This window comes from Plantibacter sp. CFBP 8775, from assembly GCF_014839505.1.
GTDB classification, from domain to species: domain Bacteria; phylum Actinomycetota; class Actinomycetes; order Actinomycetales; family Microbacteriaceae; genus Plantibacter; species Plantibacter auratus.
In genome coordinates this window covers 1,371,703-1,388,027 of record NZ_JACYNV010000001.1, presented here as the reverse complement: position 1 = coordinate 1,388,027, position 16,325 = coordinate 1,371,703, and the positions used below count along the sequence as shown (strand labels likewise).

Genomic DNA, 16,325 nt, shown 5'->3' with positions numbered 1-16,325 from the left:
AACGACGACGGCCCCTGGGAGCATCGCTCCCAGGGGCCGTACAGCTCGGCGTCTACGGGGACGGGACGAAGGTCGCGCCCTCGTCGGTGAAGCCCTCGATCGTGCCACCGACGACGAAGTCGACCGGGTTGATGCTGTAGCCCGGGCCGGTCTGGCCGGTGGCCGGGTCGGTCAGCGTGCAGGTCATCGACATGCGTCCGACGGTCTCGGAGTCGACGGTCCAGCCGCCGCCCGCGAAGTCGCCGATCGTGAAGGTCGGGCGCGTGTCGAACTTCCAGGTCACGCCGGAGGGGGTGAAGCCGGTGTCGTTGCGGATCTCGAAGGGGCACCCCTCCGGGGCGAGCTCCGTCGCCGCACCGCAGCCGTCGATGTACGCGTTGACGGCCTCCTCGACGGCGGTCGTCCCGGCGTCGGTGAGGGCGACGGCGAGCGTCGCCGGTTCCGCGGCCTGACCGAAGCCCACGGCCGTCGTGGTCGTCGCCTCGGCGGTGTACCAGTCGCTCTCACTGAGGGCGACGTCGTAGGTGCCCGGGAGGGCACGCAGCTGGTACGAACCCTCGGCGATCGGTTCGACGTCGGTGAGGTCGACGCCGCCGACCGTCGCGACCGCGTCCTCAGGGGCGACCACGTCGACCTGGACCGTGCTGAGTTCGGGAGCCTCGAGCTTCCACTTGTCGAAGAGCACGGCGTCCTTGCCGACCTTGGTGAGCGTGAACTCCTGGTCGACGCTCTCGCCACCCTGAGTGAGACGGGCCTCGACGGTCGCGGTGTTCCCGCTGGTCGTCGTCTTCCCGATCGTGTAACCGGAGACCTTGCCGGACGCCGCCTTGTACGCGTCGTCGGTCAGCAGCACGTCGGCCGCCGACACCTCGGTACCGGAGAGCTTGAGCGCCTGTTCGGCGTCGCCCGACTTGAGGGCGTCGAGGTAGCTCTTGACCGTCACCTCCGGGGCGTGGAGGGCGTTACCGACGCTGACCCCGACGATGCCACCGACGATGATGAGGAGGAGGGCGCTTCCGCCGGCGATGATGCCGGTGAGCCCCTTCTTCGAGAGCTTCTTCTTGGGCGGCTGCTGGCCGCCGCCGTAGCCGCCCTGCGCGTACGGCGCCTGGCCGTACTGCTCGGTGGGCTGCTGGCCGTACTGACCGGTGCCCTGCTGACCGAACTGCTCGGTCGGCTGCTGGCCGTACTGCGCCGTCTGACCGTATTGACCGGTCTGCTGGCTGTACTGACCGGTCTGCTGGCCGTACTGACTCGTCTGCTGGCTGTGCTGGCCGGACGACTGCTCACCGTACTGGCCGGACTGCTGCCCGTACTGCCCTGACGGCTGGGTCGGCGACTGCCCGTACGGCGACTGCTGTCCGTACTGACCCGTCTGCTGCTGGCCTGAGCCCGACTGCTGTGGGCCGTTACCCTGCCATCCCTGCTGCGGGTCGGGCTGGGCGGGCGGTCGCTGCCACTGGGGCTGCTGCGGGTTCTGATCTCCGGGATCGGTCATGGTGTTGCGCCCCCAATGAGCATGGATCGTGCTGATGACAAGTGCTCGAAAGTATAGTGACGGGTGTCGGACAGCACGATGGGGAGATCTCCCCTCCTGCGTTCGGGTGTGCCCCGACGGCTACCAGGGCGAGGTGGGGGAATCGAGCTCGAGCGCGAGGTCGTCGAGGAGCGCGGTGACCTGCGGTTCGACGTACCGCTCGACGGCGTCGTGGATGGCGAGGCGGTGCCCGACGAGCAGTTCGCAGATGCGGCGCCCGGTCTCGTTCGCGCACTGGTCGGCGAGGGCGATCTCGGTGCGCAGCGCCTCCTTCGCGTCGTCGGACAACGGCGGGGGTGGTGGGACGGTCCTCGCCTGGGACTCGCCGAGCTCCGCGAGGGTGAAGAGGTAGGGCTGCTCGGGATCCGGGTCGGGGTCGAGCTGCAGGCCGTCGAACTCCGGGTCGAGCCCCTCCCCCGGACGGTAGGAGCGCTGCGCCTCGCGCAGGTCGGCGGCACGCAGTTCGGCACGGAGGACGGGGAGGTTCTGCTCGGTGTATTCCGCCACCGCGTGGTCGACGAGGGCCTTCATCCGGGTGGCGAGACCGTGCTGCACCTGGTGCGGGACGTCATCGACGAGGCCTGCTGCGCGCAGGATCGGGGAGCCGATGCACCGGCGGCAGATCCGGGTGCGTCCGCGGTGGGCGGCGGGGTGCCAGCGCGGCAGCCACCGGAGCCAGGCGTCGACGGCCTGGCTCACGCTGGTCTCGAGCGAGCGCTCCATACTCACCGAGGGTAGCGCCTCGGCGGCTGTATCGGCCTCAGCGACCTCCGGTGGCGCGCTGGTCGCGTGCTGCTCGCCGGGCGAGCGAACCGGACGGCTGCAGCCGACTCACGAGACTGCGTTTCGCGCGGTAGCGGAACCGGCTCCGCTGGCGGGCGAACCAGCCGAGCGCTCCCTGCGCCCGTGACGCCTCGGCCTCCGACCGCTGCCACAGCTCGTCGGCCGTCGTATCGTCCACGTCACGACCGGAGAAGACGACGTCGTCGGTCGTCCCCGCGAGCGCGGTGAGCGTGGTCGCGCCCTCCGGTTCCTGGGCTCCGAGCGCGGATGCCGTGGTCGACCGCGTGGCGGCCGCGGGCACCGTGTACCCGAGCTCGGCGTAGCGGTCGATCAGCTCGTCCCACGCACCGGCGGCACTGCGATCACCACCGCCCGCGCGGCGACGCTTCGTCCGCCGACGCTTCGCACCCGAGATGGCGAGGAGCGGGATGACGTACAGCGACACCGGGACTCCCACGATCAGCGCGAGCCACCACACCCATTCCGGGATCACGAGTCCGTCGTTCTTGTCCTTGTCGTCGCCGTCGTCGATCGAGGCCTCGGTGAGGAGGCTGTCGTCGAGGTTGTCGCTGCGCGGCGGCTGACGCACCTGCGGCTGCGGCTCGGTCTTGGGCTTCGGATCCTGGTCCTGCGGGATCTCGGTCTCATCGGGGGTCGGGGAGAACGCCACCCAGCCGTAGCCCTCGAAGGGCACCTCGACCCACGCCGTCACGTCGTCTCCGACGACCTGCACCGAACCCTGGCCCTCGGTCACCTCGGGCGCGAAGCCCATGACGACTCGCGCGGGGTAGCCGAGCGAGCGGGCCATGAGCGCGAACGCCGACGCGTACTGCTCCTCGTCGCCGACCATCGGTGTGCGGGTGAACAGCTCCGACATCCGGTCGGCACCGTGGCCGGCGCGTGACGGAGAGCTGTCCGAGGCGAGCCCGTGGCTGAGGAACCCGGTGGTGCGGAGGGTCTGCTCGATCGCGCGCAGTTGCCCCATGGGCGTCGTCTCGGTGCCGACGAACTCCGAGGCCTTCGCGACCACGATGTCCGGGATGTTCGTGACGGGCGGCAGCTCGACCGCTGCGGTCGGCGTCGTCGCGAGGGCCGTGTCGCTCGGGACCGCCTGCGTCGTGGTCCGCTCCTCGTAGTCGTCGCCCGTGCCGATGCCCGAGGTGATGACGGCCGCGCCACTCTCGGCGTTGTAGCGGATGTCCTCGGATCGCTCCGCCGCCTTGCCGTCGAGGGTGAGCGCGCTCGGGTACCCGACGCTGGGCACCCAGATGTCGTCGTAGCCGGTGATGTCGATCGACACCCGTCGGTCGCTGCCCGGTGTCATGAGCTGCGGTCCGGGAAGGTGATCGCCGACGAGCTCGAAGGCACCGGAACCGTCGGTCGCCGTGGAGGGCCCGGAGACGGTCCACAGACGGCCGTCGTAGCTGTCCATGGCCGCCAGACGGATCCGATCCCCCGGCTCGAGGCCGGTGGCGGTGAAGAGCTTCGTCTCGGCGAGGTCCTTCGTGTACTCGCGGAACCCGGCGAGCGGGCTCGGGTACTCCAGGGGGTCGAACGGCGGGGTGACGACCTCGCGGAGGACGAACCGGGAGTCCGCGGGTGGCGAGGCGACGACGGCCGCGCCGCCGCCGACGACGACCGCGACCGCGGCGAGGACCGCCGTACCGATGATCTTCTTGCGACGGAGGACGGCGGTGGTCGACGCTGCCGCGTTCTCGCCACGACCGGCACCCGGCCGCCACCCGAGCCAGAGGAGGGCGATGAGCGCGAACGCGATCCCGCGGACGGCCGCCAGGAAGGGCGTCTGCGTGCCGAGGAGGACGCCGAGAGCGTACAGCACGGTCGGGCCGACGAGCACGATGGCGCAGCGGACGGCGACCTGCGGACGCCGTGGCAGCCAGCGGACGGCGAGCACGGCGGAGACGACACCGACGAGCAGCCCAGCGACGTAGGGCAGGGTCATGATGTACGCGGGCGCGCTCAGCGGGGTCTGCAGGGTGACGAAGTCCTTCCACCCGAACACGGCGCCGATGCTGATGCCACCGAGGGTCCGCAGGTTCGGGAGGACCGCGAACGTCGCCACGGACGGCATCGCCAGGGCACTGCCGAAGACGTAGAAGACGAGGACGGTCGAGAGGCCGGTCAGGAGCGCGTTCAGCCGGAGGGCGTGGGAGGCGACGCCCACCGCCATGCCGAGCGCGAGGCCACCGAGACCGGCGAGGAGGAACCCGGTGCCGCTGAGCGCCGCACCGAAGCCGAGCAGGCCGAGGGCCGCGAGGACGAAGACGACCGCGAGGTCGATCCAGGAGCGGCCGGGCAACGGCCACGGCGCGACGAAGGTCGGGACGATGCCCTGGACGTCGACGTCCGCGGCGGACCCGGCGGCCGCGCGTGGCGGGCGCACCGTCGTGCGCTCGTCGACCCCGCTCACAGCGCCCTCGACATGACCTTGGCGAGGTCGCTCAAGGCTCCGACCGTCATGACGTTCATCCCGGCGACGTCCTTGATGCCGGCCCGTGCACCGCGTTCGACGCGGATGCCGAACACGTTGACGTCGGGACCGAAGAGGCGCTGGATCCCCCGGTACTCCTGTGCCTCGAGTCGCGAACCGGCGACGATGATGACGACGCTCGGTGCCGGGAGGCGCTTCGTGGTCTCCCGGGCGAAGGTGCGCGGGGTGTCGAAGGTGCCCTCGGCGAGCTGCAGACGGCAGCTGTCGTCGAGGAAGGAGGTCACGGTGTGGGTCCGCAGCGCGAGCCGGTCAGTCACGACGCTGATCGGGACCTGGTCGAGGATCACCTGGGTCGCGATCGACGCGGTGAGCGACACCGCCAACTCGAACTCGTCCTCGTCGTCGGCGTAATAGCGCGAGTCGGTCGTCATCACCATGGTGAGCTGCGACCGCCGCGTCTCCTCGAACTGCCGCACCATGAGCTGGCCCGTCTTCGCGGAGGACTTCCAGTGGATGTAGCGGCGGTCGTCGCCGGGGACGTACCCGCGGAGCGCATGGAAGGAGATGTCGTTGTTCGTGATGGTCTTCGTGACGAGGCCCTCGAGGTCGCGGATGAGACCGGCGGCCGTCGGGTGGAGGCGCGTGGTCTCGGGATGCACGAAGAGCTCGACCGGTTCCGTCCAGCGCACCTCGCGGCGCAACAGGCCGAGCTGGTCGCCACGGACCGACACGGCGGGCCCGGCTGGGATGACGGCTCGCCGGTTCGTCGGAACGGCGAACAGTTCCTCGTGTTCGCCGTCCTTCGGGATCGCCGGAATGGCGAACTCCGCGAGGCCGTAGCCCACGGGGACCTCGAGGCGCGTGGGCGTCGTGGCGCGGTTGCCGGGGTTGGCGATGAGGACCTGCCCGATCGCGCGCTCGCCGACGGTCACCCGGGTGGGGTTCAAGTGGATGGAGATACGGAAGGTCGACCGCCCGAAGAGGTAGGCGACGGAGGCCAGCAACGCGGCCAGCGGCACGAAGCCGAGGAAGACGAGTTCCGCCCACCCCAGGATGAAGCCGGCGACGGTCGCGATGACGCCGATCGCGAGCACGACCCAGCCGAGGCCGCTGACGACAGCGAGCACGGGTTGCGCTGCCGTCCAGGCGACCCTGGCCCAGGGCACGACGACGGCACCGACGCCGTCGAGCGCGCTGCGGAACGGGTTCGGCCGTCGGGCGGGAGCCGGCGCACCGTCGACGTGCGCATCGGGGCCGTCCTGGCCCGCCTCGGCAGGCGCACCGACCGACGCCGTGCGGACCGGATCGGATCCGTCCGGCGCGGCGGTGGCGCGCTGCTCGAGGGTCTCGCTCATGCTGCGCGGTACGCCGGCGGAGCGATGCTGACGAGGACCCGGGCGACGACGTCCTGCGCGGTCACGCCGGCGAAGTCGGACTCGGGGTCGATGATGATGCGGTGCGCGAGGACGGCCTGCGCGAGGTCGTTGACGTCGTCGGGGGTGACGTAGGTGCGTCCCTGCGAGATCGCCCAGGTCTTGACGGCGCGCACGAGCGCGAGAGCACCACGCATGCTCACGCCGAGGGCGACGTCCTGGTCATCGCGGGTGGCCGCAACGACGTCGGCGACGTACTCGAGGATGCTGCCGTCGACGTGCACCTCGGTCGCGAGCTGCGCCATGGTGACGACCGCGCTGGAGGCGATGATCGGTTGCACCTTCGTCGCGCGTGCCCGGTTGGAGGCGTCGAGCAGCAGGTTCACGGAGGTCTGGCGGTCGGGGTAGCCGAGCGTCGTCTTGATGAGGAAACGGTCGAGCTGCGCCTCGGGCAGCTTGTAGGTGCCCGCCTGTTCGATCGGGTTCTGCGTCGCGATGACCATGAAGGGCTGGCCGGCCTCGTAGCTCGTGCCGTCGATCGTGACGATGCCCTCCTCCATGACCTCGAGGAGTGCCGACTGCGTCTTCGGCGAGGCACGGTTGATCTCGTCCGCCAGCACGATGGAGGCGAAGATCGGCCCCTTGTGGAACTCGAAGATCCCCTTGCCCTGGTCGTAGATCGTCACACCGGTGACGTCGGACGGCAGGAGGTCGGGCGTGAACTGGATCCGCGAGCTCGTGCCGTCGAGCGTGTTCGCGAGGGCCTTCGCGAGCACGGTCTTGCCGGTGCCCGGGTAGTCCTCGAGGAGCACGTGGCCCTCCGAGAGCATGGCCGTGACGACGAGCTTGATGACGTGCTCCTTGCCGAGGATGGCCTGCTCGACGTTGCCGACGAGCTTGCCGAACGCGTCGGCGAACCAGGTGGCCTGTTCCTGCGTGACAGTCATGGAGGTGTTGGATGCTTTCGTGTAGGAGGGAGAGGTGGAAGGTCGAGCCGCTACATCGCGTTCCATGCGGCTGCTGAGGTGGCCCCGATGCTGAACGTCTCGCCCGTCGCCGTGTTCCGGAAGAACGCGGTGATCGTCTCACCGGCGGGGATGACGCCCAGGTGGTTGTTGTGGACGAAGCTGCCCGTCCCGCTGGCGTTGATGTTCGAGGTCGAACCCACCGCCGAGCCATTGCGCTGGATCCGCACGTCGTAGTTGCCGTTCGGGACGTCGGCGTAGCGGACTCCGACGTCGTAGCAACCGGTACCGCCGCTCTGACACGCGTGCGGTTGACCGGATTTGTAGAGCGAGCCGCTCGGCTTCGGCGGCGGCGGATTGTTCACCGTCACCTCGGCCGGCCCACCTTCAGGTCCGGTACCTCCGGGACCCTCCGCAGAGACGTAGACCTGGTAGGTACCGGCGCCGATGCCACCCACCGAGTCGCTGGTGCCACCCGTCGTCCCGGTCTGCACCGTGCTGGAGCCGCTCATGATCCGCCAGTGGTACTTGTCGACCTGTCCGCCGGTGTCGGCGGGGGCGTTCCACCGCATGGTCAACGTCGCCGGCGCATCCCCTGACGACTTCAGCGAGACGTTCTGTGGCGCACTCGGCACGCCGTAGGCGGTCGCCGAGATCTCGTTCGAACCTGCGCTCGGACCCACGGCGTTGTGGGCATAGGCGGTGAAGGTGTAGCTCTGCCCGTTCGTCACGTCGAAGGTGCAGTCGTTGCCGGGGGCGCACTGCTTCTCCCCGCCGCCGCTCCACTTCACCGCGTGGTAGTCGATGGGCGAGCCGTTGCTCGCCGGCGAACCGCCGACGACGACGGTGATCTTGCCGCTCTTCGCACTCTTCAGGCTGAGCGACGGTGGATCGGGCACGTCCTTCACGATGACCGTGATGCGACCCTGGACCTTCCGGTTGGGGTCGTTCGTCGCGTCTTGGACCGTGTAGATGACGCTCACGGTCCCGCTCTTCGACGAACCGGGGGTGACCGTTACCGTGCCACCGGAGAACGTGGCCGTCGCCCCACCGGCCGGCGCGCTCTCAACGGTGGCGTCGACGATCTTGAGCGGGGTGTCGGGGAACGGGTTGTAGTCGTTCGCGAGCACGCTGATCGACTCGGCCTTGTTCTTGCGGCCCTCTTCGACGCGGTCGTCGATGGCACGTGGGAGCGGCCTGGTCGAGGAGACGACGCGGACGTTGATCGACCCCGGGACGGAGTACTCCTTGTAGTTCACGGTGAACGTCAGCGTGGCCGAGGTACCGGGTTGCGTCCCCTGCGGGGCGGAGATCGACACCTGCGAACCGGAGAGGCTGCCCTGGACGCCCGCGGTCGTGCCACCGAAGCCCTGGTAGGTGAGCGCCGCGAGGATCTTCGGGTTCGGGTGGTCGCTCGACGCCCGCAGGTCGACGGTCACCGGAGCCTCGCCGGCCTCGATCGTCACCGTCGGCGGGGTGAACGTCGGCGGGACGTCTTCGAGGTTCGGGTCGCCCACCGTGATCGGCAGCGTGAGCAGTTTGCTCTCTCGGCCGTCCGTGGCCTCGAAGCTCACCGAGGCGGGTCCGCGGTAGTCCTTCGCCGGGGTGAAGGTGATCGTGGCGTCGTCGACGTAGCTCGACGTGCCGTTGCTCCGGAAGTTGACGACGCTGCCCTCGGAGGCGATCGTGACCGGCTTGCCCGAGGGCGCCTCGGTGATGTCGGAAAGCTTCCAGGTGCGCGTCTCGTTGACCTTGACGATCTGCTCCGGCAGCGGGCTCTTCATCCGCGGTGGCTCGCCGTCCGTCGCGGCCGGCACGATGATGAACGCGGCGCCACTCAGCTGCGTGACCGGGTCCGTCAACCGGTAGGCGATCGCCTGGCGTCGGTCGGTGAGGGTCACCCGGATGGTGCCACCGTCGCGGACCTCGCCGGAGGCGGCGTTCACACCTTCGAGGCTCGGCTTCAGGTCGTCGATCAGCCCGCCGGGGTTCTGCGCGCCGTCGAGCACGTCGATGTCGATGGTCTTCTTGCCGACGATGTCGGCGTCCTCGAGGACGTGGTCATCCGCCTCGGGGAACTGCGGCTTCGCGTCCTTCGTGACCTTGACCTGGATGTAGGCGCTGTCGATGCCACCCTTGCCGTTGGTGATCTGGTACCGGACGGTGAAGAACGCCTCCTCCTCCGGCACTTCGATGACGACGCGGCTCTTGCTGACCTCGGCGGTGAGGCCGTCGTCCACCGAGAGCAGCTTCGGTTCGAGTTTGAGCTTGTACCCGTTCGGATCGGAGTCGTTCGAGAGCACCGGTACGGAAGCGACCTTGCCCGGGAGGACCTCGATGTAGTCGTCGACCGCGTTCGGCTGGCCGTCGACCTCCGGGCGTCCGATGACCCCGATCTTGATCGTGCCGACGGCGACCGCGCCGTAGGTGTCCTTCACCCGGTACTGGAAGGTGTCGGTCCCGGAGGAGTCCGGAGCCGCCTCGTAGACGAACCACGTACTCCCCTGCTCGATGACCCGACCGAGCAACGGTGCCGAGGCGATGTCGTCGACGACGACGGAGTCACCGTTCGGGTCCAGCCCGTCGAGCGGGACGTCCACGCGGACCGTCGCACCCGCGAACACGCGCGAGGTGAGCAGCTGCGGCACGGGCGGCTGGTTGTTCTTCTTGTCCTCGCCGACCACGTTGAACGTGACCGTCGCCGTGTCGGCCTCACCGAAGGTGTCGTACACGCGGTACGTCGTCGTGTAGGTGCCCGGTTCGCTCGGCGCCTGGAAGCGGACCTCGTCGTCGTCGACGAACGCGAGGCCGGCGGTCGGATCCTCGACGAGCTCGCGATCGACGAGCATGACCGCCGCGTCCGGGTGGTAGTCGTTCTCGAGCACCGCGACGTTGGCGATGTCGCCCGCTCGGACGACGACCGCGTCATCGGTCGCGACCGGTGCCTGATGCTTCGGCAGCGGTGGCACCGGCACGACGGTCACGGCCGCCGTCGCCGACGAGGTGCCGTCGGACACGACGTAGGTGAACTGCAGCTGCTGTTCGATCGGCGCGGACGAGGAGACGCGGATGACCGCGCTGTCGAGGACCTCGACGGACAACGAGGTCGACTCGTCGGGAACGGAGACGGACTGCACGGCGAGCACCTGCCCGCCCGGTGACTCGTCGTTGGCGAGGACCGGGATCGTGATCGTCTCGTTCGGCCGGAGATATCCCTCGTCCTTCACAGCGACGGGGGGCCGCACGTCGGTGGGCTTCTCGAGGACGTCGACGCGGATGAGCCCGATGCTGGAGGCGATTCCGGCGCCGAGTGTGTACTTCAGGTAGTAGGTGCCGGGCTCGTTCGAGGACACGGTGACCGACTGCTTCTCGAGGCTCGGCGAGGACACGAGTCCGCCCTGCAGGGCCTCGACACCGATGAGGCCGAGCGGGGCCCCACTCGGGGACTGGTCGTTCGCCAGCGGTTGGACGAGCGCGGACTCGCCGACGAAGGTCGAGACGAAGTCGGGTGTCCCGATCGGGCTCAAGGCTCCGGCGGGCTGCACGTCGACCTTGAGGGTGCCCTCCGCCGAGGTGACCCCGTCGGACACGACGAACTTGACGTCGCGCGGACCCATCTCGGGCGAGGCGTGCGTGAACGTCACGAACCCGTCCGGGGTGAACCGGACGAGGTCGCTGGACGCCGGCGACGCCGACTGGAGGAAGATGTCGTCGCCGTCGGGATCACGCCAGTCGGCGAGCACATTGTAGGTGACCGTCTGCCCGGCCTCGACCGACACGGCGGCCTCGCGATGGGACGTCGGCGGCTCGTTGACCTCGGGCGGTTTGATGGCGATGCTCACGTTCGCTTCGGCCACGCCGCCTGGGCGGCCGTCGTTGACGGAGTAGCGGAACGACGTCGTCCCGGCCACGAACCCCTCGGCCGGGGTGAACTGGAGCGCACGCCCGCCGTCGATGTACTCCAGCTTGCCGGTCTCCGCCGCGACGTCGCTGGTGTTCTGGATCGTCAGGACGTCGCCGTCCGCATCGGAATCGTTGTCGAGCAGCGGCAGGACCGTCGCGCGACCCGGACGGACGCCGAACGCGTCGTCGCGGGCGATCGGCGGACGGTTCTCCTCGGTGCGCTCGGCGAGCGTGTCCTCGAAGGACTGCTCGGACGCCTTCTCGTCGCCGTCCTCGCCGTCCTCCTCCTGCGGGGGTGTCACCTCGTCCCAGTTGTCGACGAGGCGCATGTTCGCCTGGACGAGCCAGGAGTTGCCGGTCTGGACGTTGTTCAGGGCGATGACCGAGCGGTTCACCCGGAAGACGAGCTGCTGGCCGATGGTCTCCGGGTTGATGTCCTCGATGACCGGCTTCTTGTCGGCGCACTCGGCTGCGTACCGACTCGAGGAGGCCCAGGCTCCGTGCATGCAGCCGTCGAGGTTGACCGGTGCCGTGACCTCGGCCGCACTCGTCGCCGCTGTGGTGACGTCCGCGTCGAGCACCTCCGGGTCGCCGCCGCCGAGTGGGACGCGGACGAGCGAGTCACCGGTCGCGATGACGGCGGCGTCGTCCGATGCCGACGGCTCCTGGATCTTCAGCGGCTTGCCCGGCAGCTCGACGACGGAGCCGTCCTGCTTCACGAGGTCGCCGGACTTCAGGTCGAGGATGACCGCCTGCTCACCGGCAGCACTCAACTGGTAGTCGTCGAGCTTCGGGAGCTTCGACTCGGTCTTCGTGCCGTCGGGCAGGATGCGGTAGAGGCGCCCCTTCGCGGGTGCGACCGCGAGGATGGTGCCCGTCGAGGTGACGACCGCTTGACCGGCTTTGCCGATGGAGACGATCGGCTTCGTCTCCGTGGGGTCGAAGCGGAGCTCCCCCGCGGCATCGACGGACCAGAGCTTGCCGGTCTCCCCCGCCACGACCGAGAGTCGGTCGCCGCCGTAGTGCACCGTCGCGCCGGTCGGCAGCGAGACACGCTGGATGAGGCTCGTGAAGGCCGGATCGATGCGTTCGAGCGAGGAGAGCGCCTTGTCCTGGAGGAAGACGTCGTCGCCGTCCTGCAGCACGTCGGCGTTGTTCGACGCCGTCGACACCGCTCCGTCGAGTTCGGAGATCTGATCGTTGAGCCGCCCCGCGAGGAGCGACTCGCCGTTGGTGACCCAGACGTCGCGGGACTCGAGGTCGACCTCCGTGACCGGGAAGCCCTGGTGGATGAGCGCGGCGGTCACCGGCACGGCGACGAGGACCGACAGGGCCGTGATCGAGGCCGCGGTCTTGCGTTTGCGCAGCCAGGCACTCCAGTTGCTCACGATCCCCCAGGTGAAGTGTTCGGTCAGGCGGCCGCCATCATGCCACGGTCGCCGCTGAGTCTAGCAAAGTTGCGAGTCAGTCTCATCGACAAGAATGACATACATCAGATGTCGCGCTCGTTAACGGCCGGGGCCGACCTCGCCGGCATCCGCCTGATCGGCGTGGTCGAGGAGCGGGAGGTCGCTGGCGTCCACGAGACGGGTCGAGACCGCGTACTCGACGAGCCGTGCACGACGGCCGGTCGCGAGTTTCCCCGGCCCGCCGCGCAGCCCCTGGACACCGAACTTGTCGAGCTTGTCGCAGACGTTATCGAGCTTGCGGTTGAAGGTGGTCTGGCTCCAACCGAGGCGGGCGGCAGCGGCGGCGGACGCCGGGATCTCGCCGCGACCGGGCGACGCCTGGCGCAGGACGTCCTCTGCCAGGGCCACGATGAGGAGGCGCTGGCTGCTCGTCAGGTGGATCGGCCCGACCGTCGTGGTTCCGGCGGTGGTCGTCGAGAGCTGCGACGGACTGAAGTACTCGAGGTCCGAGGTGATCGTGAAGTCGTAGGTCGTCGTCCCGGCACTGAACAACACCTGCAGCTCGGGGAACACGATCGGGAGCCGGGCACCGGGCGCGAGCCACGCCTGCACGTTACCGGTCGTGTCCGTCACCGTCGCGGAGAGGGTGTTCCCGATGTTCGTGAGCCACCAGAGCCCGGCATCGAAGGTCACGCTGAGGAAGGTCCGGTGCAGGAAGGGGTTCTCGTCGACGACGAGGTCACCCTCGCGCCCGATCAGGAACGGCTTGCGTGCGTCCACGGCGTACTCCTCGCCGCAGAACTCGACGCGCACCGCCGTCTTCGTCGTCGCCGTGTCGGTCGCCTCGTCCGTGGTCATCGTCTGGTCCCCCTGTGGTCGGTCATCGTCTCGCTCCCGCTACTGCTGGGAGCACATCTCGAGTGGATCGGGTGAGGTGACGCCGCCTCGGACGATCACCACCTCGATGCACAGCTGCGCGCCCGGAGCGCTCGGCTTCAGGTCGACCGCGTAGGTCGAGGTCGGTACCTTCGGCGAATTCTTGCCGCTGCTCGTCACCTGGTAGATGTACGAGTCGCCGTCCTGCGGGTCCGGGTTGTCCCAGATGAAGGTGACGACGCTGCCGTCCTCGCTGATGTTCACGCCGAACGGCTTTGGCGAGGGGACGTCGCTCAGTTGGATCGGCGCCCCGGTCGCGGCGGCCGTGGGCTTCGGGTCGGCGGCCGCCCCCTGCCAGATGATCCCGGCCGCGATGCCGCCGACCGCCAGCACCGCGACGGCGCCCACGACGAGGAGGCGGGTCAGTCGGCGACGTCTGCCTCGTCCGGCCGCATCGGCATCGGGGTCCTCCGTGGGAACTGCAGCGGCGGTCTCGAGGCGGTCTCGGCGGATCGTCTCGGAGGGCAGCGAGGCCGCTCCGACGATGATCGGGGCCGAGGGCTGGATCGGCTGCACGAGCGGTCCCGCCGAGCGGACGACCGTCTCGTCGCCGACCGACGGCTGCACGCTCGGCACGCTGGGTCGGGGCTGGGCCTCGACCGTCGGGACCTGTCGGACCCGCGTCTCGTCCGACGCACTGCTGGACGTGTCCGGTCGGGGGGCCTGCGACTGCGGCTGCACGAGGTTCGGGATGTCGATGGGCGTCGGCGCGTAGGCCAGCTCCATCTCGACGCGCTGCAACGCCCGAGCGAAGTCGACGGCGCTCTCGAAGCGGTTGGCGCGATCCTTCGCGAGGCCCTTCTGCAGCGTCGCGACGAGGGAAGCCGGTGCGTCGTCGCGCCCGAGCGGGGTGACGGTCCCACGCTCGATCCGGCTGATGAGGTCGGCCGCACCGTTCGACTGCCCGGGGATCTCGAACGGCGTCCGTCCGGCGAGCAGCGTGTAGACCGTCGCGGCCAGGGAGAACACGTCGGACCGGACGTCCGGATGCGGCTCGTCCTCGAACATCTCGGGCGGCGACCAGGGGATGGAGAGACCGACCGTGTGCGTGCCCGAGGCACCGGTGGAACCGACGTCGCCAGGGCGCCCGGGGCCGGCGGTCGTCGGAACCTCGAGTTCGACGGCCTGCGAGATGCCGAAGTCGGTCAGCGCCGGCCAGCCGTACGCGTTGGTGAGCACGTTGGCCGGTTTGATGTCGCGGTGGAGGATGCCGGCCGCGTGGGCGGTCGCCACCGCACTGGCCAGGCGGACGCCGGTGCGCAGTGCATCGGCGACGGCGAACCGCCGCAGCTTCGCCTGCTCGGCGAGACTCGGCCCCGCGCAGTACTCCATCGCGAGGTACGGTCGTCCGTCCGGAGCGACGTCCGCCGTGTAGATCGTGACGATGTAGGGGTGCGCGGAGAGCTGCGCCATGAGGTTCGCCTCGGCGACGAAGGCCTCGCGGGTCTGCTCGCTGAGGTGCTCGGCGAGGAGTACCTTGACGGCGACTTGACGCCTCGGCAGCTGCTGCTCGTACAGGAAGACGTCGGAGAACCCACCGGCTCCGAGCTGTCGTTCGAACCGCAGCCCGGGGATGGCCGGCGGTTGCGAGGGTGAACGGCGCACGTCAGCCCTCTCGGACGCGCAGCGCGACGCCGCCGCCGAGGTCGATGACGGTCCCGACGATCACCGGCGTCGGCTCCCCTGGTCGCAAGGACTGCGGTGCCTGACCGGGCAGGACGACCTGCGTGCCGTTCCGCGAGTGGAGGTCGGTGACGACGACCGTGCCGCCCTCGACCGCGACACGCACGTGGCTCCGCGAGATGTCGTCACCCGTGAGCGTGACCAGCGTCGGGACGACGGACGCCGGGACCTGCGAGACGCTCGGCGCCCGGCCGAGCACGACGGGCGAGGCGAGCGACTGGCGAGTCCCGCCGGGGAGCTCGAGGTAGGTGAGCGGCGTGGCCGACGGGGTGGACGACCGTGCGGGCGGGGTCTCGGCCGCGCGACGCGCACGCAGCGCGGCGAGATCCTCGGCGAGGATCGTGTGGCCGTCGTGGTCGCCGAGGTCCGATGGTCCGGCTGCCGCGGGTTCCGGTGCGGCGACCGCGGTGGCTGCCGCCTGCTGGTGCGCCGACGCCTCGGCCGCCGCGCGTTCGGCGTCGCCCGCCTCGTCGACCGCCGCCGCACCGACCGGACGGAGCACGGTCTGGCCGAACAGGAAGTCGTAACCCTCGTCGACGGGCTCCTCCGGGGTCGACGGGGTCTCGTCCGGGTCGTCCTCGTCGTGGAAGAACTGGGTGTCGGAGACGGACGGCACGACGTGGAGCGGCTGAACGGGCTCGACGTGCGCAACCGGGGTCGCCTCGTCGCCGTCCGTCTCGTCGTCCGCATCGTCCGAGGTCGCCGCGGATGCAGCGGGCTCGGCGGGGGCCGGGACGGGCGGGGCCGCGAGCTGCTCCGCCGCGGTCGGCGTGCTCGTGGACGACTCGGTCGGCCGGCGCTCGTCGGTGGTCGGAGCGGCGAGGGAAGCCGTGGCCTCCTCGTCGAGGGTCGCCGTGATGGAGGTCGTCCAGACGGCTCCCGACCCGAGCGGGAGGCGCACGCCGGACGGGTTCGGCTGGTCGCTCCGGAGCGTGACGCTAACCGCGTCGGCGTGGTGTTCCTCGACCCAGGTGGTCGCGCGGGCGCCCAGGACCGTCTCGGTCCCGGCGGCGCTCGTCACGACGGCGGCCGCGAGCCCGCGCACGATGACCGTCGCGCCCGATCCGTCCCAGACGGCCGCGGCGAACGCGGGCGTGTTCGAGAGACCGCCGGCCGCGAGGCGGTCGACGATCAGCGACAGCGACGCGTCGCCCGGGAGGTCCGCGGCGAATGCGGCAGCGGCGGTGTCGTCTCCCTGGGCGTCGACCAGCACCAGTCTGCCGGGCCCCGCCACAGCGAGCCAACGGCGGACCTCGGCCGGTTCCATTTCGTACGAGTACACGG

The 16,325-nt window shown here is 69.9% G+C and carries 9 protein-coding genes; all 9 read right to left on the bottom strand.

What is annotated here, in order from left to right; all coding sequences use genetic code 11:
• Positions 1-52 precede the first annotated feature (52 nt).
• The 9 genes from IFR14_RS06545 to IFR14_RS06505 all read right to left on the bottom strand — a co-directional run bounded on the left by IFR14_RS06545 (position 53) and on the right by IFR14_RS06505 (position 16,323).
• Positions 53-1,498 carry a hypothetical protein gene (locus IFR14_RS06545; protein ID WP_137242160.1) on the bottom strand — a complete coding sequence of 482 codons (1,446 nt, stop codon included), beginning with the start codon at positions 1,496-1,498 and terminating at the stop codon, positions 53-55.
• Positions 1,499-1,618: 120 nt separating this feature from the next.
• Positions 1,619-2,260: a spermidine/putrescine ABC transporter substrate-binding protein gene (locus tag IFR14_RS06540; RefSeq protein ID WP_137242161.1), complete on the bottom strand. Its 642-nt coding sequence runs from the start codon at positions 2,258-2,260 to the stop codon at positions 1,619-1,621.
• A gap of 37 nt (positions 2,261-2,297) precedes the next feature.
• Complete coding sequence (locus IFR14_RS21365) at positions 2,298-4,751, bottom strand: transglutaminase domain-containing protein (protein WP_191940626.1); 2,454 nt, start codon at positions 4,749-4,751, stop codon at positions 2,298-2,300.
• Positions 4,748-6,127, bottom strand: coding sequence for a DUF58 domain-containing protein (locus IFR14_RS06530; RefSeq protein ID WP_191940625.1), 1,380 nt, complete (start codon positions 6,125-6,127; stop codon positions 4,748-4,750). Before IFR14_RS06530 ends, IFR14_RS21365 begins: the two co-directional genes overlap by 4 nt.
• Positions 6,124-7,092, bottom strand: a complete 969-nt coding sequence (locus tag IFR14_RS06525; RefSeq protein ID WP_191940624.1) for an AAA family ATPase — start codon at positions 7,090-7,092, stop codon at positions 6,124-6,126. The genes IFR14_RS06530 and IFR14_RS06525 overlap by 4 nt, the downstream gene beginning before the upstream one ends.
• A gap of 50 nt (positions 7,093-7,142) precedes the next feature.
• Complete coding sequence (locus IFR14_RS06520) at positions 7,143-12,401, bottom strand: Ig-like domain-containing protein (protein WP_191940623.1); 5,259 nt, start codon at positions 12,399-12,401, stop codon at positions 7,143-7,145.
• Between the two features lie 120 nt (positions 12,402-12,521).
• Entirely contained in the window at positions 12,522-13,280 is a 759-nt protein-coding gene (locus IFR14_RS06515; RefSeq protein ID WP_191940622.1) for a hypothetical protein, read from the bottom strand.
• A 39-nt stretch (positions 13,281-13,319) separates the two neighbouring features.
• Positions 13,320-14,963, bottom strand: coding sequence for a protein kinase domain-containing protein (locus IFR14_RS06510; protein WP_191940621.1), 1,644 nt, complete (start codon positions 14,961-14,963; stop codon positions 13,320-13,322).
• A gap of 1 nt (position 14,964) precedes the next feature.
• Positions 14,965-16,323, bottom strand: coding sequence for an FHA domain-containing protein (locus IFR14_RS06505; RefSeq protein WP_191940620.1), 1,359 nt, complete (start codon positions 16,321-16,323; stop codon positions 14,965-14,967).
• Between the last annotated feature and the right edge of the window lie 2 nt (positions 16,324-16,325).

What these genes read in the sequence shown, in the direction of transcription:
- IFR14_RS06525 (WP_191940624.1), bottom strand. Translation starts at nt 7,092, where the DNA reads ATGACTGTCACGCAGGAACAGGCCACCTGGTTCGCCGACGCGTTCGGC.
- IFR14_RS06530 (WP_191940625.1), bottom strand. Translation starts at nt 6,127, where the DNA reads ATGAGCGAGACCCTCGAGCAGCGCGCCACCGCCGCGCCGGACGGATCC.
- IFR14_RS06540 (WP_137242161.1), bottom strand. Translation starts at nt 2,260, where the DNA reads ATGGAGCGCTCGCTCGAGACCAGCGTGAGCCAGGCCGTCGACGCCTGG.
- IFR14_RS06515 (WP_191940622.1), bottom strand. Translation starts at nt 13,280, where the DNA reads ATGACCACGGACGAGGCGACCGACACGGCGACGACGAAGACGGCGGTG.
- IFR14_RS06545 (WP_137242160.1), bottom strand. Translation starts at nt 1,498, where the DNA reads ATGACCGATCCCGGAGATCAGAACCCGCAGCAGCCCCAGTGGCAGCGA.